This window comes from Gramella jeungdoensis (assembly GCF_023805255.1).
Classification (GTDB): Bacteria; Bacteroidota; Bacteroidia; order Flavobacteriales; family Flavobacteriaceae; genus Christiangramia; species Christiangramia jeungdoensis.
In genome coordinates, this window is sequence record NZ_JAMSCK010000005.1 from 285,400 (window position 1) to 311,424 (window position 26,025).

General features: G+C 40.4%; 22 protein-coding genes. 6 read left to right on the top strand and 16 right to left on the bottom strand.

What is annotated here, in order from left to right; genetic code table 11:
* The first annotated feature begins 119 nt into the window (after positions 1 to 119).
* The 6 genes from NE848_RS14660 to miaA all read left to right on the top strand — a co-directional run bounded on the left by NE848_RS14660 (position 120) and on the right by miaA (position 7,195).
* Positions 120 to 1,355, top strand: coding sequence for a DUF1015 domain-containing protein (locus tag NE848_RS14660; RefSeq protein ID WP_252114961.1), 1,236 nt, complete (start codon positions 120 to 122; stop codon positions 1,353 to 1,355).
* A 70-nt stretch (positions 1,356 to 1,425) separates the two neighbouring features.
* Positions 1,426 to 2,085: a YggS family pyridoxal phosphate-dependent enzyme gene (locus NE848_RS14665; protein ID WP_252114963.1), complete on the top strand. Its 660-nt coding sequence runs from the start codon at positions 1,426 to 1,428 to the stop codon at positions 2,083 to 2,085.
* Between the two features lie 15 nt (positions 2,086 to 2,100).
* A complete protein-coding gene (locus tag NE848_RS14670) occupies positions 2,101 to 3,474 on the top strand; it encodes an exonuclease domain-containing protein (RefSeq protein ID WP_252114965.1) in 1,374 nt (457 codons plus the stop codon).
* Positions 3,467 to 5,440, top strand: a complete 1,974-nt coding sequence (locus NE848_RS14675; protein ID WP_252114967.1) for a DUF3857 domain-containing protein — start codon at positions 3,467 to 3,469, stop codon at positions 5,438 to 5,440. Before NE848_RS14670 ends, NE848_RS14675 begins: the two co-directional genes overlap by 8 nt.
* A gap of 26 nt (positions 5,441 to 5,466) precedes the next feature.
* A complete protein-coding gene (locus NE848_RS14680) occupies positions 5,467 to 6,294 on the top strand; it encodes an ion transporter (protein ID WP_252114969.1) in 828 nt (275 codons plus the stop codon).
* Positions 6,287 to 7,195, top strand: coding sequence for a tRNA (adenosine(37)-N6)-dimethylallyltransferase MiaA (gene miaA / locus NE848_RS14685; RefSeq protein ID WP_252114971.1), 909 nt, complete (start codon positions 6,287 to 6,289; stop codon positions 7,193 to 7,195). The genes NE848_RS14680 and miaA overlap by 8 nt, the downstream gene beginning before the upstream one ends.
* Positions 7,196 to 7,201: 6 nt before the next feature.
* Here miaA and NE848_RS14690 read toward each other — a convergent pair whose 3' ends face one another.
* From NE848_RS14690 to NE848_RS14765, 16 genes are all read right to left on the bottom strand, one after another.
* On the bottom strand, positions 7,202 to 11,749 hold the full coding sequence (locus tag NE848_RS14690; RefSeq protein ID WP_252114973.1) for an Ig-like domain-containing protein: 4,548 nt from the start codon (positions 11,747 to 11,749) through the stop codon (positions 7,202 to 7,204).
* 208 nt (positions 11,750 to 11,957) lie between these two features.
* A complete protein-coding gene (locus tag NE848_RS14695; protein ID WP_252114975.1) occupies positions 11,958 to 12,680 on the bottom strand; it encodes a response regulator transcription factor in 723 nt (240 codons plus the stop codon).
* Between the two features lie 4 nt (positions 12,681 to 12,684).
* Positions 12,685 to 14,262: a sensor histidine kinase gene (locus NE848_RS14700; protein WP_252114977.1), complete on the bottom strand. Its 1,578-nt coding sequence runs from the start codon at positions 14,260 to 14,262 to the stop codon at positions 12,685 to 12,687.
* 64 nt (positions 14,263 to 14,326) lie between these two features.
* Complete coding sequence (gene coaE, locus NE848_RS14705; RefSeq protein WP_252114979.1) at positions 14,327 to 14,920, bottom strand: dephospho-CoA kinase; 594 nt, start codon at positions 14,918 to 14,920, stop codon at positions 14,327 to 14,329.
* Positions 14,917 to 15,858, bottom strand: a complete 942-nt coding sequence (locus NE848_RS14710; RefSeq protein ID WP_252114981.1) for a YbbR-like domain-containing protein — start codon at positions 15,856 to 15,858, stop codon at positions 14,917 to 14,919. The genes coaE and NE848_RS14710 overlap by 4 nt, the downstream gene beginning before the upstream one ends.
* The gene (locus tag NE848_RS14715; protein ID WP_252114983.1) at positions 15,851 to 16,867 is read right to left on the bottom strand and encodes a glycosyltransferase family 2 protein; all 1,017 of its coding nucleotides are present in this window, start codon (positions 16,865 to 16,867) and stop codon (positions 15,851 to 15,853) included. The genes NE848_RS14710 and NE848_RS14715 overlap by 8 nt, the downstream gene beginning before the upstream one ends.
* 101 nt (positions 16,868 to 16,968) lie before the next feature.
* Entirely contained in the window at positions 16,969 to 17,790 is an 822-nt protein-coding gene (locus NE848_RS14720) for an enoyl-ACP reductase FabI (protein WP_252114985.1), read from the bottom strand.
* A 90-nt stretch (positions 17,791 to 17,880) separates the two neighbouring features.
* A complete protein-coding gene (gene recN / locus NE848_RS14725; protein ID WP_252114987.1) occupies positions 17,881 to 19,533 on the bottom strand; it encodes a DNA repair protein RecN in 1,653 nt (550 codons plus the stop codon).
* Between the two features lie 58 nt (positions 19,534 to 19,591).
* Positions 19,592 to 20,479: a type IX secretion system protein PorD gene (gene porD, locus NE848_RS14730; RefSeq protein ID WP_252114989.1), complete on the bottom strand. Its 888-nt coding sequence runs from the start codon at positions 20,477 to 20,479 to the stop codon at positions 19,592 to 19,594.
* Positions 20,472 to 21,680 carry a bifunctional phosphopantothenoylcysteine decarboxylase/phosphopantothenate--cysteine ligase CoaBC gene (coaBC, locus tag NE848_RS14735; protein ID WP_252114991.1) on the bottom strand — a complete coding sequence of 403 codons (1,209 nt, stop codon included), beginning with the start codon at positions 21,678 to 21,680 and terminating at the stop codon, positions 20,472 to 20,474. The genes porD and coaBC overlap by 8 nt, the downstream gene beginning before the upstream one ends.
* Before the next feature lie 14 nt (positions 21,681 to 21,694).
* Positions 21,695 to 22,021, bottom strand: coding sequence for a DNA-directed RNA polymerase subunit omega (locus tag NE848_RS14740; RefSeq protein ID WP_252115084.1), 327 nt, complete (start codon positions 22,019 to 22,021; stop codon positions 21,695 to 21,697).
* 11 nt (positions 22,022 to 22,032) lie between these two features.
* Positions 22,033 to 22,857 carry an outer membrane protein assembly factor BamD gene (locus NE848_RS14745; RefSeq protein ID WP_252115002.1) on the bottom strand — a complete coding sequence of 275 codons (825 nt, stop codon included), beginning with the start codon at positions 22,855 to 22,857 and terminating at the stop codon, positions 22,033 to 22,035.
* Between the two features lie 124 nt (positions 22,858 to 22,981).
* A complete protein-coding gene (dapA, locus tag NE848_RS14750; protein WP_252115005.1) occupies positions 22,982 to 23,857 on the bottom strand; it encodes a 4-hydroxy-tetrahydrodipicolinate synthase in 876 nt (291 codons plus the stop codon).
* The gene (locus NE848_RS14755) at positions 23,857 to 24,369 is read right to left on the bottom strand and encodes a DUF6913 domain-containing protein (protein WP_252115007.1); all 513 of its coding nucleotides are present in this window, start codon (positions 24,367 to 24,369) and stop codon (positions 23,857 to 23,859) included. Before NE848_RS14755 ends, dapA begins: the two co-directional genes overlap by 1 nt.
* A gap of 120 nt (positions 24,370 to 24,489) precedes the next feature.
* Complete coding sequence (locus NE848_RS14760) at positions 24,490 to 25,188, bottom strand: hypothetical protein (RefSeq protein WP_252115009.1); 699 nt, start codon at positions 25,186 to 25,188, stop codon at positions 24,490 to 24,492.
* A 147-nt stretch (positions 25,189 to 25,335) separates the two neighbouring features.
* A complete protein-coding gene (locus tag NE848_RS14765) occupies positions 25,336 to 26,013 on the bottom strand; it encodes a M15 family metallopeptidase (protein WP_252115011.1) in 678 nt (225 codons plus the stop codon).
* Between the last annotated feature and the right edge of the window lie 12 nt (positions 26,014 to 26,025).

Below are 26,025 nucleotides of genomic sequence, written 5' to 3' on the forward strand. Positions count from 1 at the left end.
GTATTGAAAATTGAGATTTCTCCCTTCGGTCGAAATGACATTTACCGGGTCATTTCGAGGGAGTCACATTGGACGACCGATAAATCTCCTGTTAATACTCCAACCAAATTCAGAATAAGTTGACAAAGATCCTTCCATTCAAAGCAGTGAGACCGGCTCCTCCATATGCGGGGCTGGTGGCTTCGCGCTCTTATGAAGATTACAGTGAAGAGGAGCTTAGAGCTCAACTGGAATATAACCCTTATTCATTTTTACATATTATTAATCCCGGTTATAAATTTCAGCATGAGATAGGAGGTGGAAAACGCTTCGGAATGGTAAGAAACCGCTATCTGGAATTCAAGGAAGAACATACATTTATCCAGGATGAGGCCCCGTGTTATTACATCTATCAGATCAAAAGCAGGGAGGGTTCCTGTTGTGGTATCATTGCCGCTGCCAGCGTGGAAGACTACGAGAATAATGTAATTAAGCGGCATGAAGATACTATAGCCCATAGGGAAGAACTCTTTAAGGACTACCTGAAAGTGGTTGGTTTTAATACCGAGCCGGTGCTTCTTACCTATCCAGATAATCCCGTGATAGATGAGCTGCTGAAAGAAAGAATGAAGACCAGGCCCGAGTATGAGTTCGCCACCTATAATAAAGAATTGCATTCCTTATGGCTTATAGATAAGCCGGAAAATATCGAAAAGATAAAGGCCGAATTCTGCAAACTGGAAAAGATCTATATCGCAGATGGGCATCATCGTAGTGCCTCTTCATACCTGCTGGCAAAGGAAAGTCGTGAGAACAATCCAAACCACACCGGGGAAGAATCATATAATTTCTTTATGAGCTATCTCATTTCAGAAAGCAATCTGCGGATCTATGAATTCAGCCGACTCATAAAGGATCTCAACGGCCACACAAAAGAAGAGTTCCTTATCCAGCTGGATGAATGGTTCAGAATAGAAGATCGTGGGAAAGAGACCTACAAACCATCCAAAAAACATCATTTCAATATGTACCTGGACGGGGAATTCTATTCCCTTTACCTGCGAAAGACGTACTATGAGTTCACCGACTCATTGAGTCAGCTGGATTCATATATCCTCTATGAAAAGATCCTGAAACCTGTACTGGGGATCGAGGACCTTAGAAATGATAAGCGTATCGCATATATACATGGCCGCAATGATCTCATAGAGCTTAAGACCCGTGTAGATAGTGGTGAATTTGCTGTTGGATTTGGCATGCTTCCTGCTGGAATTGAAGAAATTAAACAAATTGCAGATGAAAATTTGACTATGCCGCCAAAAAGTACTTATATTGAACCTAAATTACGCAGCGGTCTTACGATATATGAGTTCTGAACAGCACTCACTGCGAATTCTACCACAGACCCTACAATTTTTATAAAATCCTGATCTTAAAGAATAAAGGATGGACATTTCTGAAAATATTAAACAATATATAAGCGAGCTTCCCGACAACGTGAAGCTCGTAGCTATTTCCAAAACCAAACCCAACGAAGATATTCTTGAAGCTTATCGCGCCGGTCAGCGAATCTTTGGAGAGAACAAGATCCAGGAAATGACCGATAAGTGGGAAGAACTTCCTGAAGATATTCAGTGGCACATGGTTGGACACGTGCAAAGGAACAAGGTGAAATATATGGCGCCATTCGTTTCCCTTATCCATGCTGTAGACAGCCTTAAACTTCTGAAAGAGATCAATAAAAGAGCGAAACAGAACGACCGCGTCATAAGCTGTTTACTTCAGATAAAGATTGCTGAAGAAGATTCAAAATTTGGGATTTCTGATGAAGAAGCCAGGGAAATTCTTGCTTCAGAAGCCTATGGAAAGATGGAAAATGTTAAGATCATCGGCCTTATGGGAATGGCCACATTTACCGATGATGAAGACCAGGTACGTTCAGAATTTCAGTATCTCAAGTCGGTTTTCGAAGAATTGAAAATGGATTACCCGGAACTTGAAGAGCTTTCAATGGGGATGAGCGGTGATTATAAAATCGCAGTAGATTGCGGGTCTACCATGGTTAGAATAGGAAGTAGTATATTTGGCGCGCGAAATTATAATTAATTAAGGGAGAAGTATTTGTACGCGATTTTAGACATAGAGACGACGGGTGGTAAATACAATGAAGAAGGAATCACCGAAATTGCAATTTATAAGTTTGATGGACATCAGGTAACCGATCAGTTTATAAGCCTGGTGAATCCTGAGCAGCCTATACAGCCTTTTGTTGTTAACCTAACGGGGATCAATAACGAAATGCTCCGCAATGCACCCAAGTTCTACGAGGTGGCGAAACGTATCGTTGAGATCACCCAGGATTGCATCATCGTGGCCCATAACGCCAAATTCGATTACAGGATCCTGAGAACTGAATTCCGCAGGCTTGGTTTTGAGTTTGAAAGGAAAAGCCTGTGTACCGTAGAACTTTCAAAAAAACTTATCCCGGGTCTTCCCTCCTACAGCTTAGGAAAGCTGGTTAGATCATTGGGTATTCCGCTAAGCGACCGTCACCGTGCCGCTGGAGATGCCCAGGCTACCATCAAACTCTTTAAGATGCTTCTTGCCAAAGATGTGGAAAAAGGCATCCTGAAAGAACATATCCGCAAGGAACCAAAACGAATGATGGATACCAAGCTGGTATACATACTGGAGGAATTACCGGCACTTACCGGAGTTTATTACTTCCATGATGAGAATGGTGAGATCATTTATGTGGGGAAATCTCGGAATATCAAGAAAAGAGTGAACCAGCATTTTACCAACGACAATCCTAAGTCCAAGGAAATGCAGCGAAAAGTGGTTTCGGTTTCCTATGAACTTACAGGTAACGAACTTATCGCTTTACTTAAGGAGAACCAGGAGATAAAGGAAATAAAACCCCAGTACAACAGGGCCCTCAAAAGAGATATTTTCAGCCATGCCCTCTATCAGTTTACCGATGAAAATGGCTACGTGAACCTTAAAATAGGAAGAGCCAGTAAGAATAAAAAGAATATCACCACCTTCAGCAGCCTTAGATCTGCCAAAAACTCAGTTACCAGGTGGGTGGAAGAATACGAACTCTGTGAACGCCTTGCCGGACTTCATAATGGCAACGGAAATTGCTTTGGTTATACCATAAAGAGCTGTTTTGGAGCCTGTGTTGAAGAAGAAAGCCCTGAAGATTATAATGAAAGAGTGATGCAGCTTATTGATCAGCATTCTTATGAGAACCAGAACATGTTGTTAATAGGAAAAGGTCGTGAGGTTGACGAAAAGAGTGCTTTGCTTATTGAAGACGGAGAATTTAAGGGTGTTGGATATTTTAATTTAAATCACCAGATAAACAACCTGGATATCATAAGGTCCATTATTACTCCCATGAATAATAACCGGGACGCCAAACATATTATTCAAAGCTTTTTGCGCAAAAAGCATAATTTTAAGATCATCCAACTTTCAGTTCATGAATAAATTTTTCTTTTTTGTAGCATTCATTCTCGCTACAAACCTGATAGCCCAGGATCAGAAATTCAACACCCTAAATACCATTCCTTCAGAAACCGATCTAAAAGCTACTACATATCAAAGAGACACTACTGCGAATGCCTTTTATATTTTTGAGGAAGGTTTTAGCCAGATATCAGTAAAAAGGGATTACGATCTTTCAACAGAATACAAGGCCAAGATCAAAATACTGAACAAGGAGGGACTAAAGTACGCTAACATTGAGATACCCTTAGTTAAAACTGACCATTCCTCGGAAAAAATCTATGATCTCAAAGCATATACCTACACATGGGAAAATGGTAAAAAAGTTAAGCATACCTTGAACCAGGCTAATGTTTACAAAGAAGAATTCGAAACTCACGATCTTATTAAGTTTACATTTCCCGATGCCAAACCCGGAGCTGTACTTGTGTACTCCTATGAGCTTGTTTCCCCCTATCTTTTCGATTTTAACACATGGCGATTTCAGGAATATATCCCGAAAGAATTCTCAAGATTTACTGCTAAGATCCCTGCCAATTACGAATATTATGTTACTAAAAGAGGTGAACTTGAACTTAAAAAAGCCGATTCACGGGTAGCAAAACAATGTATCGATTTTGGCGGCAATTCAAGTATAGCAGATTGTATAGAGACCGTTTATGAAATGGAAAAGATTCCGGCATTTAAAGCTGAGGACTATCTCACGGCAGAACGGAATTTTATGAGCCGTATTGAATTTGAACTCATACAGATAACCCATCTTGATGGTTATGTAAAAAAGTTCACCAAGACCTGGGATGATGTGGACCACGAATTAAGAACGAGTAAAGGTATAGGTCGCCAGCTAAGAAGGGATGGACTGGTTGATGAACTTTTGCCAGAAGAAATAAGAGCACTTCCAAATAATCTAGATAAGGCTAAGGCAATATATTCTTATGTCCAGAAAAATTACACCTGGAATGGGGAATACAATATTCATAAGGACATGAACCTTAAGGAATTGATTAAAGATCATACAGGAAATGTTTTGGCTATCAATACTCTTCTGCACAACTTGTATGATGCTGAAGGTTTTAAGGTATTTCCGGTTATGGCATCTACAAGAAGAAGAGGTTTTCCGGCTAAAATACACCCCGTTCTGAGTGACTTTAACTATATCTTTATTCAGCTGGAACTGGAAAATGAAGAATATCTACTGGATGCTACAGAGAAAAACCTTGATTTTGGGAGGTTACCATTCAGAGCTCTTAATCAATATGCAAGAAAAATAGATTTTGAAAATGGAAGTTCCTGGATAGACATCATTCCTAAAGATTTTTCCCAAATAACATTCAGGGATTCTCTCAAGATAAGAAAGGATGGAACCTCTAATGGCTTTTCTGAGCAGATATTGACAGGTTACCATGCCCTGACATTAAGGAACAATATGGAAGAAACTTCAGAGGATGAAATCTTCAATAAGTTTTCTAAACCTAATGCTCATACAAGGGCAATTGAAACAGTTTTGAAAAACAGGGATAATCTGAACGAAAAATTATTGATTAGATACTCTCTAGAAAATAAGACTCAAAAAATAAACGATCGTATTTATTTCAATCCTTTTAACTTTCAGTTCTTTACAGAGAATCCTTTTAAACTCGAGGAAAGAAATTATCCAATAGATTTTGGATATAAAGATGCGTATTTATATTCAGCTATTGTTGAAATCCCCGAGAATTATGAGATAGAGGAGCTTCCTAAAGACAAGGCTTTAAGGATGTCTGACGGTCTGGGCTCACTTATTTTTGCTGCCAGAAAAATATCTGAGAGCACACTTAATATTCAGTGCCGGCTTAGTTTTGGGGAAGCGGTATATCCTTCAGCCTATTATGAAGGTTTAAAGAAGTTTTTTGATGAGATAATTCAAGTACAAACCCAGTCTTTGATAGTACTCAGAGAAAATAGTTAAATTTGGCTTAGCACAAATACAAAAATTTGAAAAAAGAAAAGAAACCCATCCCCCACTGGAAATTTAAACTTCATGAGGTAATCTATGAAGCAGATACTCCTGCGGGTAAGTTTTTTGATATCGCTATACTTATCGTCATTATTATTAGTGTTGCTCTTGTAATGATGGAAAGTGTAAGTTCTCTGCTATATGAGTATGCGTGGCAATTCTACATTGCCGAGTGGATTATCACCGCCATTTTTACCATCGAATATATTTTGAGGATAATCGCCATTAACAAACCTAAACGGTACATCTTTAGCTTTTACGGGATCGTAGATCTTCTATCTACACTCCCCAGCTATATAGGTTTTATATTTGGAGGAACCAACCTGCTTTTCGCAATAAGAGCCCTAAGACTTCTTAGAATATTCCGGGTTCTGAAGATCACCCGTTATATTGGGGAATCCCGCAGACTAATGCTGGCTCTGAGAAACAGTAAGGCAAAGATCCTAGTTTTTCTTTTTGCAGTTCTTATAATATGTATCATTGCCGGTACCCTTATGCATCTGGTTGAAGGAAGAGGCTCCGGCTTCGACAATATTCCACTGAGCATTTACTGGTGTATAGTGACTCTTACCACGGTAGGTTTTGGAGATATCGCACCGATAACTCCTTTAGGGCGACTTATTGCCTCTATTATAATGATCACCGGTTACGGGATCATTGCAGTACCCACCGGGATCGTAAGTGCAGAATTCAGTAAAGCCACCAAGCCAATCACTAATACACAGGTTTGCCCTAATTGCAACGAAGGAAGGCATTTAGACAATGCTGAATACTGCCATAACTGCGGATTCAAACTGAATGAATAATTTCCTTATCAACATAATTGGCCCTACCGCAATCGGGAAAACCTCTCTGGCAATTGCAGTGGCAAATCATTTTGATACCGAGATAATTTCAGCCGATTCCAGGCAGTTCTTTAAGGAGATGAAGATCGGTACCGCTGTGCCCGAGGCTGACGAACTGGAGGCTGCTCCCCATCATTTTATTCAGCATATTTCCATAGAAGATAAATATTCGGTGGGCGATTTTGAAAGAGAGGCCATCGATAAGCTGAAAGAACTATTCACTAAGCACAAGGCTGCTGTGATGGTAGGCGGGAGCGGACTTTATATTAAAGCCGTCACCGAAGGTCTGGATGACTTTCCCGAAGTAGATCCCGAAATAAGAGAGAACCTCAACAAACATCTCGAGGAAGACGGGATAGACTGGTTGCAACAGAAACTTTTCATCCTGGATCCTGAACACTATAAGAATATTGATGTACAAAATCCTCACCGCCTGATAAGAGCACTGGAAATATGTATTGGGACCGGAAAAAACTATTCTTCATTTCTCCATAAGGAAAAGCCTGACCGCGATTTCAAAACGATAAGCATAGGCCTTACTACAGAGAGAGAGTTGATCTACGACAGGATCAATAAAAGGGTGGATATGATGATAGAGAACGGGCTCGTAGAAGAAGCTAAGAGACTTTATCCTAAAAGTGAGCTAAATGCTCTGAACACTGTAGGCTATAAAGAGCTTTTTCGATATTTTGAGGGAGAAATTGATCTGGAAACGGCTATCTCAGAAATTAAAAAGAATACACGGCGCTTTGCCAAAAGACAGCTTACCTGGTTTAGAAAGGATCCGGATATAAAATGGTTCGAGTATGATGAAGACCGGGAAAAGATCTTTACTTACCTGGAAAACGAGATGAGTTCCTAAGTAGGACTAATCCCTCTTAAAGATCATCCTCTTAACATAGACACCTTCATTGGTCTCCAGCTTTAAAACATATACTGCTTCCTGTAATGGTCCCAGATCCATTGCATATTCAGAATCGGTGCTCTCAAAATTCTTCGCCATTATAAACCTACCCCTTTTATCAAAAATCTCGACACGTTGTATGCTGACATCTCCCGGAGTTGCAATCTTAAAACTACCGGAATTTGGATTGGGATAGATGAATATGTATTCAGAACCCGGTAATGGATCGGAGCAGATCTCCTGTTCGGCGAAGACCCGTACTATAGTTGAAGCGGTTGCGGTATTTCCGCTTTCATCCTCGGCGGTTACCTGGATGATATTCTCTCCCAGATCCTTACAGCTAAAGATCATCTTGCTCAGTGTATAGATCACATCACCATCACATTCATCATAAGACCCATTATTGATATCCTCAAAACTGATTGTCGCAACCCCCTGCAGGTTAAGATCTATACTTATATCCCTGAGCTGCAGAACCGGCGGAGTATCGTCTACTACCATAACCGGGATCTCACAGCTTCCTTCCAACCTTCCGGTATAAGTAAGCGTCACTGTATTTTCGCCAATATCATTACAGTCAAATAAAAGCTGATCGGCACTTAATTCAATACCTTCCGCATTTCCATGATAAAGCAGCCCTATATCCAGACTAGCTTCTCCTTCTGGTCCAAGTCCCAGAACAACCTGAGAGGTACAGCCGAACTCCCCGCTGCTATCCACCACATTGATAGAAACAAAAATAGTATTCGAATCGTACTCACCGTCATTAGCCACATAAGTGAAGTAGTCCTGCCCAACAAAACCTGTATCTGGTGTATAAGTGAATGAACCATCAGCATTTAGCTGAAGCGTTCCATTTTCAACATCGGTATCCAGGATCGCGGTAAGCTCGTCATTTTCAGGATCGGTATCGTTTACCAGGACCCCATTGGAAGCCGAAACGCTAAGCATTGTATTCATCTCGGTGGTATATTCCTCATCATAGGCCACCGGTGGCTGGTTAACATCAATGTTAGAGACGGTCACCTGGACGGTGGTCTCACAGCTTGAAACATTTCCAGACAGATCGGTAACCGTAAGCATCACGGTATTGGCTCCTTCATCGGCTGAAGTAAATTCTGTTTTATCCAGACTCAGGCTTATATCCCCACAATTATCTGATGATCCGTTATCTATTCGTAAGGGATCAAGATTCACTGTATCTCCCTCATTCAGAATGATCTCATAATCACTTACGCATAATGCCTCTGGCGCGATCGTATCTTCCAGGGTCACAAGAAAACTGCATTCATCAGATTCGCCATTCTGTTCTACCCTCAGGAATACCTCAAATTCTGAACCCGTCACAACAGTACCCGGAGCAGGCTCCTGACTAACTTCTGCCCCGCCTCCATTTGTCACCTGGGCCTCCCCTGTATAATCCGGGACCTCAAAAGAACAGCCGTCGTCCAGAGATTCAGTCTTATCTGAAGGGCAGGCAATAGACAATGATCCCTCGGTTATCAGATTAAGCTGAAAACCACAAGTATTCATATTCCCCGCCTGATCTGTCACCGTAAATGATACCTCGGTATCTTCGGTGATTTCCGTCCGTGGCGCAGGATCCTGAACCACCTGATAATTCTCGCAATTATCACTTACCTGCAGCTGAGACCTGTAATCGGGTAAGGTATAGGTTTCACCTTCGTTAACCGTGACAGTCTGATCAGAAATACAAGTTATCGCAGGCTCAATTTCATCTTTTAAAAGCAGGTAGATATCGCAACTTTCGGTTTGGCCTTCATAGCTTGCCGTGATAGTGATAAAGGGATCGGCATTTGTGATGGTCGTACTGCCGGGTGGCATGGACTGCTCGATGGTTGCTCCTTCTGGTGAGACCTCAACGATCTCTGAAAAATCGGGAACAAAATACTGGCAATTCTCATCGGCAAATACTTCGTAGTCCCCGGGGCAATTAAGAGATAAGGTAGCACTTACATTAATTGTAACTGTTGCAACATTTGAACTTAATTCTCCATCGGTTGCCAGATAAGTAAAGGAATCTTCACCACTAAAACCGGTATCTGGAGTATACGTAAACGAGCCATCCCCATCTAAGTTTAGGCTACCGTTTGAGACATCGGTTTGTAACTGAGCGGTAAGAGCATCTCCGTCTGGATCAGTGTCATTTGATAACACCCCGTTAGCAGCACTGACCGTCAACGTGGTTTCAAAACCTGTTGCATAAGAATCTGCCACGGCGGTTGGAGCCTGGTTTGGTTCTGGGTTTACAGTAATGGTGACAGTTACTTCGTTGGAATTTAACTCTCCGTCATTCACTATATAAGTGAAAGCGTCATCACCACTAAAACCGGCATTAGGAGTATACGTAAATGAGCCATCCCCATCTAAGTTTAGGCTACCGTTTGAGACATCGGTTTGTAACTGGGCGGTAAGCGCATCTCCGTCTGGATCAGTGTCATTTGATAACACCCCGTTAGCAGCACTGACCGTCAGCGTGGTTTCAAAACCTGTTGCATAAGAATCTGCCACGGCGGTTGGAGCCTGGTTTGGTTCTGGGTTTACAGTAATGGTGACAGTTACTTCGTTGGAATCTAACTCTCCGTCATTCGCAATATAAGTGAAGGTGTCCTCACCGCTAAAACCTGTATCCGGTGTATACGTAAACGATCCATCCTCATTTAAATTTAGGGTTCCGTTGGAGACATCCGTTTGTAACTGGGCGATAAGAGCATCTCCGTCTGGATCAGTGTCATTTGATAACACCCCGTTTGCAGCACTGACCGTCAAGGTGGTCTCAAAATCTGTCGAATAGGAATCTGCTGTAGCGGTTGGAGCCTGGTTTGGTTCTGGGTTTACAGTAATGGTGACAGTGACTTCGTTGGAATCTAACTCTCCGTCATTCGCAATATAAATGAAGGTATCCTCCCCACTAAAACCGGTATTAGGAGTATACGTAAATGAGCCATCCCCATCTAAGTTTAGGCTACCGTTTGAGACATCAGTTTGTAACTGGGCAGTAAGCGCATCTCCGTCTGGATCAGTGTCATTTGATAACACCCCATTTGCAGCACTGACCGTCAAGGTGGTCTCAAAATCTGTCGAATAGGAATCTGCTGTAGCGATTGGAGCCTGATTCGAAACTTCTTCTCCCGTAACAGTTACCTGTACAGTACAGGTATCCTGATTTCCCGCATTATCTGTCACTGTCATAGTCACAGTATTTTCACCTACATCAGCATCTGTAAAACTGGATTGAGAAAGGGTGATATCTGCTATCCCACAGTTATCGGTCGAACCATTATTTATATCATCTACGCTGATTGATGCTGAACCATCCACTAATTGTAATTCAAAATCTCCAACACATTGGGCAATAGGAGATACAATGTCATTACTGGGAGACCTTTCATAAATCTCAAGGTTGAAATTAATCGCAAGACCATCTAATTCTCCATCATTCAGATACATTTTATCACAATCATCCAAAGCAATATCTACTGGAAACTGAATATCATCAGGCTTTGAATTAACCGGAGCATCATTAATAGTTTTAACCCAATTCAAACTTGAATTATAAACCTGTATTTTAAAATCCCCAGCCGCAATACCAGCACTAATTTCATTATACAATCCCAAAATTTCAAAAAAGCCTAGATTTCCATTTACCAACTCAAAAACCTGATTCAGCTCTATTCGATCAGCATAATCAACCACATAAACAAAATCGAAATTATCTATAAAAATACTTCCTGTAGAGCCTATGTTATCCAGCGTTTTGACATATTCCAATTGCTTATTAAAAACCAAGGTTTCACCATTATTTTCAGCATGGCCAATAAAAATATAATCATCGTTTGCCGCTACGCGATAAGGATTGTTTAAAGGATGACTACCTGTCCCCTGCCAACTTCTAAAATTACCATCGGCATAATATATTTTAAGGAAATATCTTTCAGTTACTGCAGCGTTATCTCCTCTATATGCATCTACAATGTATAGATTATCATTGCGATCAAATTCAAGTCCTGTAGGTTGCCAGAACTCATCTCTTCCATCTCCCCCAGTTCCTACTCCAATAGCTCCTAGAGAAGCTCCTGAAGTGTCAAATTTCTTTATTAGTTTGGAGCCACTGTCCGCTATATAAATGACATCATTACTGTCTAATGCAAGATCTAAAGGGGCATTCAACTGACCGGGATCACCTAATTGATCATTTATTATTTTTTCATAACTCCCAGTTTCATAATTGTATTTAAATACTCCTTTTCCAAATGTTAGAATATAGACATTGCCCTCCGAATCAGTATCCACTGCCAGCACCATTCCGGAAGTGTCATCAGCATCCGCTCCATCTATAAATCTAGAATCAAGATGAGTGAATGAAGGAATTTCAGTCGATGGATCCTGCCCAAAACCCTCTATAAAAAAAACAAAAAAAAGTAAAAAGAAAGTGCAAGCCTTCCCTAGCGGAAAGCCCTTAGAATAACATATATCGGCTGCACTTATCAAGTCTGGGCTTATTTGGTGAACGCCATAAAGATAAGTATTGTAGGAAAACCGTTCTTAAAATTATGCTAAGATTAGAATATTTGGTCTTTAACAGACCGGAAAGAAAAATTACCGGGATTTTCACCTGTTGAAAAACATATAGCGAAAGTCATACTGCATCATGTTCTGTCCCATGATGCAGTATTTCTCCCGGAAACTGAAAAAAACCTTAAGCTTCGGTCTCTTCCTTGTTCTTTACAACAAGTCTGAAACCTTCTCCGTGGATATTCAGTATCTCCACATTCTCATCTTTTTTCAGATATTTTCTAAGCTTGGCAATGTATACATCCATACTTCTGGAGGTGAAATAGTTATCATCTCTCCAGATCTTGGTAAGTGCAAGCTCCCTTGGCATAAGATCGTTCTCGTGCAATGCCAGTAATCTTAATAGTTCGTTCTCTTTTGGAGAAAGTTTTTGTGGTTCCTCATCCTTGAAGGTAAGGAATCTCAGTTTTGAGTTCAGGTGGAAATCACCAATCTCGAATTCAAATTGCTTGCTATCGGCAACACTATCGGTCGCTTTGCGCTGCATGATAGCCTTTATCTTCATAAGAAGCACCTCGCTGTCAAAAGGCTTGTTAAGGTAATCGTCTGCCCCAACCTTATAGCCTTTCAATACATCTTCTTTCATCGCCTTGGCGGTAAGGAAGATAATAGGTATTTCTTCATTCTTGTCTCTAATTTCCTTTGCAAGGGTAAAGCCGTCCTTGTACGGCATCATCACGTCCAGGATGCAAAGATCAAAATCGTCCTTTTTGAATTTTTCAAATCCTTCCATTCCATTTTTGGCGTGGGTAACCTCGTAATCGTTCATCGCGAGGTAATCTTTAAGAACCGTTCCGAAGTTTGGATCGTCCTCTACTAACAGAATTTTTTTGTTTTCAGTTTCCATGTATTTAAGATATTAGTGGTAGTTTAATAATAAAGGTACTTCCTTTTCCTTTCTCGCTGTTCACGGTGATGGTTCCATGATGATCTTCCACGATCTGCCTTGCATAGGCAAGACCAAGGCCGTGGCCTTTAACATTATGGATATCGCCAGTGTGTTCGCGATAGAATTTTTCAAATATTTTTTTCTGAACCAGTTTGGTCATTCCAACACCCTGGTCCCTGATCTCACAGTAAATATAATTCTTAACGTTCGCCGTATAAATATCTATCCTGGGAGCATCTTCAGAATATTTAATGGCATTATCAAGGATATTCACGATCACATTGGTGAAATGATCCTGATTAGCGAGGATCGAAGAGCGCAAAGCTCCAAAATGCGTCTGAATATATCCACCACGATCGTCAACTATAAGTTCAACATGATTTACAGCATCAAGAATTATATCGTGTAACTGGTATCTTTCCTTTTTAAGGTCAAGTTCGTTTTTTTCCAGTTTAGAGATACGCAGCACGTTCTCTACCTGTGCGTGCATTCTCCTGTTCTCATCCTTGATCATTTGCAAATACCTTGACACCTTAGACTGATCGTCCGCGATCTTCGGATTCTTGATCGCGTCTAAAGCAAGATTGATAGTTGCAATAGGAGTCTTGAACTCGTGGGTCATATTATTAATAAAGTCTGTCTTAATCTGTGATATCTGTCTTTGTTTGATCAATTGTGAAAGGGCACTTGAATACGCGATCACGATGATCAAAGTAAATATGATAGAGAGGCAGGCCATCAGGATCACTGAAGACAATACCGCTTCTTTCTTATTAGTAAAGTTAACCAATAATTGGTAACCACTGCTCCCTACACTATCCATAAATAAGGGTACGGCATAGGTTGCAGGGTGATTAAGGCTAAAATTATCTGAATGCAGATTGGTCGCTATGGAATTATTGTAAACCCCGTATTCGAAATCGGTCTTCAGATCTCTTTCTACCAGTTGCTCTTCCAGTAACTCTTCAATGGTCTCTTCAGATACACGCTTATGCACGGGTAATCTGTTCACAAGTTCAGAAATGGCAGAACGCAGAATATCCTTTTCCACCTCTTCCATCCTGGAAATACGTTCTATATGCTCAATTCGCTGCCTTGCACTTAAATTTTCCCCGTCCAGCTGATTATTGTTAACAATATCGGTCACCCTTTTATTTATCATTTTAGTGAACTGAATACTGTCCTGAGCAAATTGTAAAAACCCCGAGGTTACCTTATAATCTTCCTCGAGTATGGTCTCAGAATTAAAATAGGTCTCATTTCTATTCTCGTCCCGCCGGGAATAAAAATATTCGGTTAAGGTTCTGTCACTAAGTTTGCTGTTAGAACTGTCAGGATTCTTGAACTGAAAATAATATTTCTCAAACTCCCTGTTCTGGATCTCTTCCGACACATTTAATAAAACCTGTTTCGCATCATAAGAGAACTGCTGCTCCCGGTCATCTATAGTGCTTTTAATCCAATATCCCTGAACGAAAATAATACCGATTAGGGACAAACTCATCAGGGCAACGAGAAGGACAAAAAGCTTCTTATTCATGCGGTCAAAAGTAATATTTTAACATTTAGACATTAAAGTGTTTAACCAAATGTTAACAGAACTTCTAGCAATTTTTGCCTGCTTTTAAGATTTCTTCGTGAATATGTTCAACCTGAAGTCGGGTCTCCTTTAAATCCTCGTTTTTTATTGTGAAATCGGCGAGTTTAGTCTTTTTTTCATCGCTCCACTGATTGTTCATTCTTTGCTGAATTTCCTCTTTGGAGCTGTTATCCCTTTCCTGTAGTCGGGCAATTCTTAACTTTTGTGGAGCGGTAACAAGGATATTGAGATCGCATTTTTTAAAGCTTCCTGTTTCGAATAAAATAGCCGCCTCATAGATCACATAATCTGCCGATTGTTCCTGGAGCCAGTTCTTAAAATCCTGCTCTACCGCAGGATGTATGATCCTGTTGAGTTTTTCCAGAAGGTCCTTATTATTAAAAACCTTCGAAGCGATAAATTTACGGTTAGGGCTATTCCCTTCATATGCTTCAGGCCCAAATAAGGAAATAACATTTTCACGGATTTTAGAGGAAGTATTAAGCAATCTTTTTCCGGCATCATCGGCAATGTAAACCGGGATTTCAAGATCCCTGAAAAAACCGGCCACGGTAGTTTTTCCACTTCCTATTCCACCTGTAAGCCCAACTATTTTCATCTCTTGATTACGAATTGAATCCTCCGTTCATTCAGCCTTACATTATTAATAAAAGCGGGTTTTTCAGCGATCTGGGCTACCATATAATCATCACCCTGAGATATACTGTTATAATCACAAACCACCCTGAAATCTGATGCCCCTACCTTTTCAAACTCCTTAAGGTTCACCTGGTAGTAGACTATCACGGTTTTCGGGAAGTAAGCCAGGTTCAAGCCATCGGGGATATTAACCACATCCACCGGGATCTCGGCACTACCCTCGGTAAACTTGCTTACCTCCTGGAAATACTTCACACTGTTATCATAAAAGCTGAGCATCCCGAGATTTGAAGTGTCGATATCTACAGTACCTTCCAGGTCCTGATTTACCTTATTAAGCTTTATGGATTTTGTAGGAACTGTAATGATGCTATCTATGATCTTTTCTGGGCCGCTTACCTTTACCGAATCGGGCTTAAGTTTAATAGGATCATCTGCCGAATATCCAACGGCGTAGTTCACTTCTATATTCGGAAGCACCTTCACCATCTTCTCTTTTTTGAACTGAAAAGGGATCACGATCTCTTCCTGGATAATTCGAGATTTTTCAAAATCTATCTTTAATTGTTCCTCTATTTCGGTAAGATGATTCTCTAACCTGTAAACCAGCTCCTTTTCGGTTTGCCTGGCTTTGGAAAGGTCTACTGTGAGGCCGGGATTAAAGATCTTATAATAATAAATACTAAAACCGTTATCCTGTAATTGCAGGTCTACATGATCTGGTTTTTCATCTGAAATGCTTTTATCAAGCGGTGCATTTATATAATGAAGAGGCACTTCTATAAGCTGAGTGTAAGTCTTTGAGAACTGAACCAAAACCCAAACAACGGCAGCAAACCCCAGAAAGAAACTGAAGGTTTTTAAACTTGATCTTTTAAAGGTTCGTCTTTTAAGCACCAATATTCTTTTTAAAAAATAACTGAGGAAACTCTTTTTGAGGCTGTCTATTCATAATCTGCAGTTTTATTGTTGAGTTCAAAAAACCAAATCCATACCCAGAAAACTGAACGATCACAGCCCTTATTGCGAGTATTCCAATATAAATACTTTTATATTTTAACGCAGCATCTATGCCAATTATTAAAAAATAAATTAGATAAATTCCAATATAAAAAAGCTCTCCTGCCGCTGCCATAGCTACTGCAAAGAGCAAACCAAGGATGAATAAACTTGGGAACCAATAGGTGATCTTTGCCGATCCGGGATGCCATTTATTCAAAATTGGCCTTACCAGGCCGAATTTCTTCACCTGAACATAGAATTTATTCCAGTCTATCCTTCGTTTATGAAAAACTTTCGCATCGGGAATAAGACAAATCCTGAAACCATCCTTTTTAAGTCTTAAACTCAGGTCGGGATCTTCCCCCGGGTGTATTTGCCCGAAACCATCGCTGCTTTCAAAAGCTTTTCGACTTATCCCCATATTGAAACTTCGAGGTTGAAATTCATTCACCCCCTTTCTGCCTCCTCTTATTCCTCCTGTAGTAAAGAACGAGGTCATACTATAATCTATGGCTTTCTGCACATCACTAAAGGAAGAATGAGCCGCATCGGGACCTCCAAAACAGTCACAAGGATTACTGGATAAAAACTCATGGACCTGCTGAAGATAATCTTCAGGAAGTATCACATCAGAATCAAGGATAAGGAAATAATCCGCTTTTGCCTTTTTCATCCCATAGTTTCGGGAATCCCCGGGGCCTGAATTATGCTTATAATAATAGGCAATATCCAGTTTTCCGGAATATTGCTTCACCACCTCTTCTGAGCTAAGGTCTGATCCATCCTCTACGATCACCACCTCAAAAGGAACTGGAGAAATAAGTTTCTGCATGCTTTCCAGCAATTCCCTTATCTCTTCGGGACGATTATAGACCGGGACTATGAAAGAATACTCAGGCTGCATGCAAAGCGATTTAAGAAAAAACCAGCTGTAAATATAATCCTGTCCATACTTCTCGACTGCGCTCGAAGTGACAAAAATTACTCACAGCTGGTTTAAAAAGTTTATTCTTCGTCTTTAGTAAAAGCCTCCATCACTTCCTGGCTCACTCCTGTATTGGAGAAACCACCATCATGATAAAGATTTTGGAGGGTAACCTTTCTTGTAAGATCAGAGAAAAGGGTTAAGGTATATTCAGCACACTCTTCGGCAGTGGCATTTCCTAGCGGCGACATCTTTTCAGCAAAAGATATAAAACCGTCAAATCCTTTTACTCCCTGTCCGGCAGTGGTTGGAGTTGGTGACTGGGAAATGGTATTTACCCTCACCTTTTTATCCTTTCCGAAGAAATATCCGAAACTACGGGCAATGGATTCAAGATATGCCTTATTATCTGCCATATCATTATAATCAGGGAATACTCGCTGAGCAGCCATATAACTGAGGGCGACGATGCTACCCCATTCGTTCATGGCATCTTTCTTATAAAGTACCTGCATGGTCTTATGAAAAGAAACTGCAGAAACATCCCACCCCTTAGTAGTGAAATCATAGTTCATATTGGTATAATGATTCCCTTTTCTAACGTTTACAGACATTCCTATAGAGTGAAGAACAAAATCTATCTTCCCGCCAAGGATCTCCACGGCCTTATCTACAAGGTTCTCCAGATCTTCAACTTTAGTAGCATCTGCGGGAATAACTTCAGACCCGGTCTTTTCAGCAAGTTCGTTGATGCTTCCCATTCTCATGGCGATAGGTGCATTGGTAAGCACAAAGGTACCACCCTCTTCATGGACCTTCTCGGCTGTTTTCCAGGCAATGGAATTTTCATCCAGAGCACCAAAAATGATTCCTCGTTTACCTTTTAGCAGGTTATATGACATGTGATTTATATTTTATGGTTGTTCGCGTGTAAAGATAGCAAAGTTGTTTGAATTCGGTTATCAGTTTTCCACACTGATCTCCAACAGGTTTCAATTCAACAATGCCTTGGCATGAGCCATGGCAGAATCACTTTTGGTATTTCCGCCAAGCATGAGAGCAAGCTCTTCTACCCTGTCCTTCTCTTCAAGCCTTATGATCTTGGTTTGGGTAGCCTCTTCATTATCTTCCTTGAAGATCTTGAAATGAGTGGCTCCTTTTCCCGCTATCTGAGGTAAATGGGTAATGGCAATCACCTGCATATTATTGCCCATTCTTTGAAGAATCTCCCCCATCTTCTGGGCGATCTCACCTGACACTCCGGTGTCTATCTCATCAAAAATAATGGTCGGCAAGTTGCTCTGTGCGGCAAGAATACTTTTAACGGCAAGCATGATCCTTGAAAGCTCTCCTCCCGAAGCTGCTTTCTTCATCTCTTTAAAACCACCTCCCTTATTGGCAGCCAGGTACCACTCCAGCCTGTCTCTTCCATTTATGAGAAACTCCTCTCCCATTTCGAGCTCGATATTGAGCCTGGCATTTGGCATCCCCAGATCTTTTAATATTCTTTCGGTTTGCTCAATAAAAGCAGGAATCACCTTCTTTCTCTTATCGTGCAGTTCATTTGCCGTTCCGGAAAGCTTAACTTTTTGTTCTTTTATCGCAGCCTCAATCTCGTTAAGGGCTGTTTCGGCATTTTCGGTAACTGAAACTTTCTCCCTTAGTTCATTCATTATATTCAGCAGTTCCTCTACATCTTCCGCATTATGCTTTTTCTGAAGATTATAGATTAGCTGAAGCTTTTGATTTACAATCTCAAGTTCTTCGGGGTTGGCCTCTATCCTGTCCAGTGCACTGGTCATTTCGGCTTCAAGATCGTCCAGCTCTATGATCACACTCTGAATGCGCTCATAGAAGGATTCATAATTTGAAGAGAACTGAGCGATCTTTGAAAGATTTGCTCTTACTGCTTTCAGACTCTCCAAACTGCCGATCTCCTCCTGCTGTAAATAATTAATGGCAGAACTAAGATTCTCGGTAAGCTCTTCAACATTGTTAAGTTCTTCGTAGCGCTCCTCGAGCTCCTCCTGCATTCCCGATTTTAGATTTGCTTCTTCAATTTCATTAAGAAGAAACAAATTATAATCATATTCCTTTGCGGCCTGCGACTGTTCCTCTTTAAGTTCTTCAAATCGATTGAGCAGACCCTTATATTCCTTCAGCTCTTTTTTATACTGAATGATAAGTGATTCATTTTTAGCAATGGTATCTATTACCTCGAACTGGTAGTCAGAATTCCCCAGGCTCAGGGTTTCATGCTGACTGTGTATATCAATCAGATAATTGCCAAGCTTCTGAAGTGCCGTTATCTTAACCGGCGTATCATTAATGAATGCCCGGGACTTGCCAGAAGGTAAAATCTCCCTTCTTATTATACTGTTCGCCTCATAATCCAGGTCTTCTTTTTTGAAGAAATTCTCCAGCTTATAATTTGAGATACCAAAACTGCCTTCTATCACACATTTCTTCTCAGAATTCCTGATAGAACTAAAATCGGCCCTGTCTCCAAGCAAAAGACCCAGAGCCCCTAGCATGATGGATTTTCCCGCCCCGGTTTCCCCGGTAATAATGGTGAACCCCGGTTGAAGCTCGATATTGATATCTTCAATTAAGGCGTAGTTCTTTATAGAAAGGGATGTAAGCAAATCGGTTAAAATTTGTGCTAAATATACGTGAGAAAAAAATTGAAATCAACCAAAAAGGCTACTGAATATTCCTCCAGTTCTTGGAGTACCTTGGAGCAATATTGTTAAGAGTTTGAACAAGTTCATTACTGTTTATGGCAGGTCCGCCTGAATAAACCTGGGAAATCTCATCGGCCTTGGCATCGAAAAAGGTTCTGAGCAATAATGAATTATTCCTCCTGCGGTTCATCACCTCAAGCTTTTTCATGGCCCCGGCTATCGCCTGTTTTCCTGCCAACACATCTTCATGCATTACATCTAGCCCCAACCTGTGATATTCATAAAGGGCTTCCCGGTATTCGGCATAGGTATTTGCTAAAAGATCGGCGTTCAACCTGAACCTGGACCTTTGGCCATCTGCTCCACGCCAGCCTTGAGAATTACCCTGCTGTGCGGTTGTTACAATCCTGTTTGCTTCTTCAAAGTATGGGGTTCCTCCGTCAGGAGCAAAAGTATCGGCATCCAGCCCCAAAATGGTATATACGTAAAATGAAATTACAGAAACAAGGTTTGAAGTATAGGTGTTCTGACTGTAATTAAGTGGCTGATATTCCCGGTAATTAAAACTTAATTGCTCATCATTGAAGTTAAAAACCGGAGTGATCATCGATGTTCCGTAAACCGGCCTTGAAGATTGAACCTGAATGCTTCCGTTAAAACTCTCACCTTCAAAACTGGTGATCGTAATAAACATACTGCAATTGATACGCTCATGATTTTGAAAATCACGTTCTGTCCAGGTAGTTTGATTCACGAACTCGTTCAAAGCCCTCTCCAGGGTCTTGAATACCGAAAGATTTGTTTGCCCGGTCTGTTCGGCATTGATTATTACCTCACAATTGAGTTGCTGTGCAGTACAAATCTGCAATCCGATAAAAACAAGTATGAAACTAAATATCTTACGCATTCAGCAATTCTATGATCTCATTTAAAATATCTTGGGCGACCTCTTTCTTAGTTTTCAGTTCAAAATCCTTTTTAAGGTTAGGATAAATGATACTCACTTTATTTGTGTCTGTTTTAAAACCCGCACCCTTATCATTGAGTGAATTTAAAACAATAAAATCAAGATTCTTCTTTTTTAGCTTATTTCTTGCATTTTCAACCTCATTATTGGTCTCAAGCGCAAAACCTATAAGCTTTTGGTGCTCTTTCTTCTTGCCCATGCTGGCCAGAACATCCTCTGTCTTGGTAAGCTCCAGGCTCAGGGAATCATCCGCTTTTTTTATTTTTTCACTTGCCACAATTTTTGGCCTGTAATCGGCAACTGCAGCTGAAGCAATAAAGACATCGGTTTCCTTAAATTTTGAATCAACGGCTTCGTACATATCACGAGTACTGGTTACCCTTATCAGATCAATCTTTTTTTCATCGATGGATAAATGTGTAGGCCCAGAAACCAGTGTAACCTCGGCCCCAAGTTTCATGGCTGCCTCAGCGATCTCATACCCCATCTTACCGGTGGAATGATTTCCTATAAAACGTACGGGGTCTATGGCTTCGTATGTGGGACCGGCAGTGATAAGGAACTTTTTACCTTTTAAAGGCAGATTCTCAGAAAAATGATCTTCAAGGAATTTCAGGATATCTTCAGGTTCGGCCATTCTGCCTTCACCATGAAGACCACTGGCCAGTTCTCCCTCCCCTGCCGGGATCATAATATTGTCATAATCTTGCAGAGTCTTAAAGCTATTTTTAGTAGATGGATGTTTATACATATCCAGGTCCATCGCAGGAGCAAAGAAAACAGGACATTTTGCAGAAAGGTAAGTTGCCAGCAAAAAATTATCGCAATTACCCGTTGCCATTTTAGAAAGGGTATTGGCTGTAGCAGGGGCTATAAGCATGAAATCGGCCCAAAGGCCGAGTTCAACATGATTATTCCATTTCGCATTTTCGTCTTCTTCATCTGTAAATGAAGAGTACACCTCATTTTTAGAGAGTGTAGACAGGGTAAGCGGAGTGATAAATTCTTTAGCAGCCGGGGTCATAACCACTCTGACCTCAGCTCCAGATTTAATAAACAGACGTACTAAAGCGGCAGTCTTAAAAGCGGCAATACCTCCGGTAATGCCTAACAAAACTTTTTTGCCCTTAAGTACAGACATGTTCGAGTCCGATTCTATTCTTCGGTTTCTTTAGTATTACGCCAGTAGATCTTGTCTTCAAGCCATTCCTGGATCGCAAGAGCTTGCGGCTTTGGAAGTCTTTCGTAGAATTTAGAAACCTCAATCTGCTCCTTATTCTCAAAGATCTCGTCTAAAGAATCGTTATAGGTAGCAAATTCGTCAAGTTTCTCCAACAATTCCTTTTTGATCTCCCCATTGATCTGGGTAGCTCTTTTCGCAACTATCGAGATCGCTTCATAAATATTGCCGGTTGGCTCATCTACTTTATTCCTATTAATAGTAGTAGTGTTTACCGGTGCGTCAATTTTCTTAAAATCCATCATTCCTAAAATTAAAAATTCTGTAACCTTTTGTCAATTTCTGATAAGGATTGTTCCATTTGTGGAATATATTCCCCTTCAGGATAATATTTTTTATATGCGTTGCTAAATTCTTTTGCTTCTTTTAGTCTGTCTTCCATCAACACCTGAAAACTGTTGATCGCCAGTTTATACGCCGAATCAAAACGGTAATAATATGCAGCCTCTCTAAAAGGAGAACCCGGATAATCAGCAATAAAATTATTGAAAGAAGCGATTGCCGCCTTGTAATATTCGGTATGGTGATATTGCTTGGCGATCTCGTATGCCTTTTTCTCAAGCTTGATTCTTAGTTCTGTAGCCATCTCATTGGCAGGCTCAACAAACTGCCCTTCAGGATAGTTATTCAGGTACACCTGTAATTCTTCTATCGCTTTGTGGGTATCTGTCTGGTCAAGATTATATCTTGGGGAACGGTAGTAAAAACTTGCCGCTCTCTTATAAGTCGCTTCTTCAGCTTTTTCACTATCGGGATATAACTGAAGGAACCTTTCAAACTGAAAAGGAGAAAGATAATAATCCCCAAGAAGGTAATACGTATCTGCCAGCAGGAAAACAATTCGCTGGCCCTGAGGTTTCCCGCGAAATTGAGGCTCTATCTGCTCAAGCAATCTTAAAGACTTTCTTAGCTTCTTATTGCTGTCTTCTGCCTTGCCTTCGTTATATAATTCCTCTGCCGTGCTGTATTTCGCGGCGGTCTCATCACTCTTAAGTAACTTCTGATATTCACTGCAGGACAGTGTTAACATAAGCATACCTATAACGAGAATTCCTTTTTTCATGATACGTAAAAACATCTGGCAAAAATACATTTTTTGTTACTATAAAAAAAACTTTCCTAAACTAGCCAAATAACCCTGTTTTAAAGGGTTTATTGTAGTACAGGTAAGCTTTTCTGAAAAAATTCTAAAATCGGTTTGATCAGAATTTATCAACAAATGCATTTATACGGGATTGTAAAGTATCAGTAGCTTCTACCAGGGGAAGTCTCAAAACATTCTTTATCATTCCCTTTTTAGCAAGCAGGGCCTTGATCCCCGCAGGATTACCTTCGGCAAAAATAAGCTCTATGGAAGGTGCTATCCTGTAATGTAACTCATATGCTTCCCTGGCCTTCCCTTCAAGTCCCGCTCTCACCATATCTGAAAACTCCCTTGGAAGACCCTGACCTATTACCGATATCACGCCTTTTCCACCAGCAAGGGTCATAGGAAGGGTGATCATATCATCTCCAGAGATCACTTTAAAATCTTCAGGCACCAAACTAATGAGCTTCATTGCCTGAACTATGTCTCCTGCAGCTTCTTTTACACCAATCACATTATCAAGTTCCCTGGCGATACGGTTCACCGTTTCGGGTAAAACATTTGAAGAGGTTCTCCCCGGAACATTATAGAGTATGATCGGCAGAGGCGAAGCTTCCGAAACCGCTTTAAAATGACGAAAGATGCCTTCCTGTGTTGGTTTATTGTAATATGGAGAAACTGAAAGTATCGCATCAAAACCTTCAAGATCTGAAGATTTCAACTCATTAACTACGGCAGCCGTATTATTCCCTCCTATTCCAAGCACCAGGGGTAATTTACCCGCATTCGCCTTTTTTACTTCAGATTTTACCTGTTCCTTCTCTTCTGGCGTAAGGGTGGCACTTTCAGCAGTAGTCCCCAACACCACAAGATAATCTATACCATTCTCGATCTGATCTTTAACCAGACCGGACAAAGCTTCGGTATCTACACTTAAATCCTCTTTAAATGGAGTGATTAGAGCCACTCCAGTTCCAACAAAGGCTTCCATCAATTATTCTTTTTTAAGATTTTTAAATATTTCAATGCTTCCTGCTGAAAAACTTCAATATCTCCCGAATCAATTTCCACATCATATATGCCATACTCATCCGGTTTGTTTCCGATTTTAACGCCAGCCTTAGTTACAGCTGAAAGTAAAACCGAGGCGGTGGATTTATCTGATAAATGACAAATAAGAAAATCGAAACCTTCTTCAGCAAAACTTCTAATCGCTTCAGATTTAAACTCTCCCTTCACCGAGATCTCTTTTGGATCAAGAACTGGAACGTCCAGATCTTCGGGTAAACTTTCCCTTGAGCCACAAACAGCGATACTATAATCCTCTTTCTTTAACGGGACAAGCCTGTAAAAATCTGCCAGATTCCATTTCTCATCCAGGTTTTCAGCATCAATTATCAAACCGGCTTTTCCTGAAAAATCATTAAAGGGTCTACTTTTTTCACTTAAAGCATGCCGTATCTTTTTTGAAAAGAAATAACTTTTCAGTTTACCGGAGATCATCTATTAAATTTAGTGGCGCAAATGTAAATAATTTATGATAACAAGAAAGCAGATAACAGGCTGGGAACATAGGATACCATTGGAATTTAACAGCTTTGTTGTTTTTGTGAAATGAGTATATTACACAAGGTTGATCAGCCTGAGTTTCTTTTCCCTTGTCGCATAAAATTGAAATGCCAGGATTACCGCACTAAACCTCAGAATACATTCTATAAAAAGAACGCTTGTATCCCGAAGATAAAAAGCCGCCATATCCCTAAGAACATCCGAAACAACCAAAGCCATTACCAGACTTATAAAAAACACCGACTTCCTTGAATAAGAATTCAGGTAATAGATAAGCGCTACAACAGCAAGCACAAGAAGGTTTATGTAATAAGCTGAATAAAAGCCAAATTCCATAACCCCCGCTAAATGCATCTCCATTTGTTGCAAGTGCTGGAAAAGGAAATAGATATTTACAGCCACCAGAATGAAAAAGAAAAACAGCATGAACTTATTTGCCGCTTCCCTTTGGGTGTATTTCAGAGCTTCTCTTACAAGGAAAAAATAGGATGCCATGCTGAAGAACATCGCTATAAAATAGATTGACCTTTCCTCGCGGAAAAAACTGAAGATAGATGCAACAAGGCTTAGGCCCAGAAAAGCAAATATATTCAAATTGGAAAAATCCAGTCGTTTATAAAAACCAATAAATAATGGGATGTAAACCAGAAATTCTGTAGTGTTTATCAACCATCCAATCTCAAAGGCCACAGCATACAGATTCAGGATCAGAATCGGCAGGCAGACCAGTATAAAGATCCGGCTATATTTCATAGATGTTAAAGTAGGGTGTTTGGGGCACGCAAGATCATCAAATATTAGCAAAAAATCAAATAAATACCGATTTTTCACTAATAAAACCACCAAACAGTCCTAAATACTGAGGTTTCCTTAAAAAAGGAAGGCTTGTCACTTTAAAAATCACTCTACGGGAAAGTCAAAATAAGTATCAGGATAAGGCTCCATTCTATAAGTATAATGCCACCATTCCTCGGGATATGCCCTGAAGCCATATTTACTCATTATATTTTTCAGCAATTCCCGATTCCTTTTTTGCTCCTCTGTAATCTTAATTGAATTGTGATGAGAGATCTCTCCAAAGAAATCATAAGTACTACCCATATCCACTTCCTCACAAGTTTCAGCATGGATAATTGTGAGGTCTACGGTACTACCCCGGGAATGTCCAGACCTGGAAGCTATATAACCAAGTTCAAAAAGATTTTTTTTCGAAACATCGGGATAGAATTGTTGCTTGTTAAGGGTATCACCAGGTTCCCGGGCCCATTCAATAAAATGGTTTACAGCCGTCTGCGGTCTATACGCGTCAAAGATCTTGAGCATATAATCCTTACTAATCAATTCCTTCTGAACCTTAGCCAGTGCCTTTGCCGCAGGTTCGCTTAAAATAGCCTGTTCACGTTTATAGCCTTTTACTGGTTTTCCAATAAAATTATTAGAACCGGCATAACGGATCTCATATACCACTCCGGGAATTTCAGCATCTATATAAACAAAACCATCCGGAAGAGTATCAGTCTGTGATAGAAATGCATTAAAAGCTATAAGTGTAAAAAAAAGGAACAGTTTAAATTTCAAAGCAGGTATTTA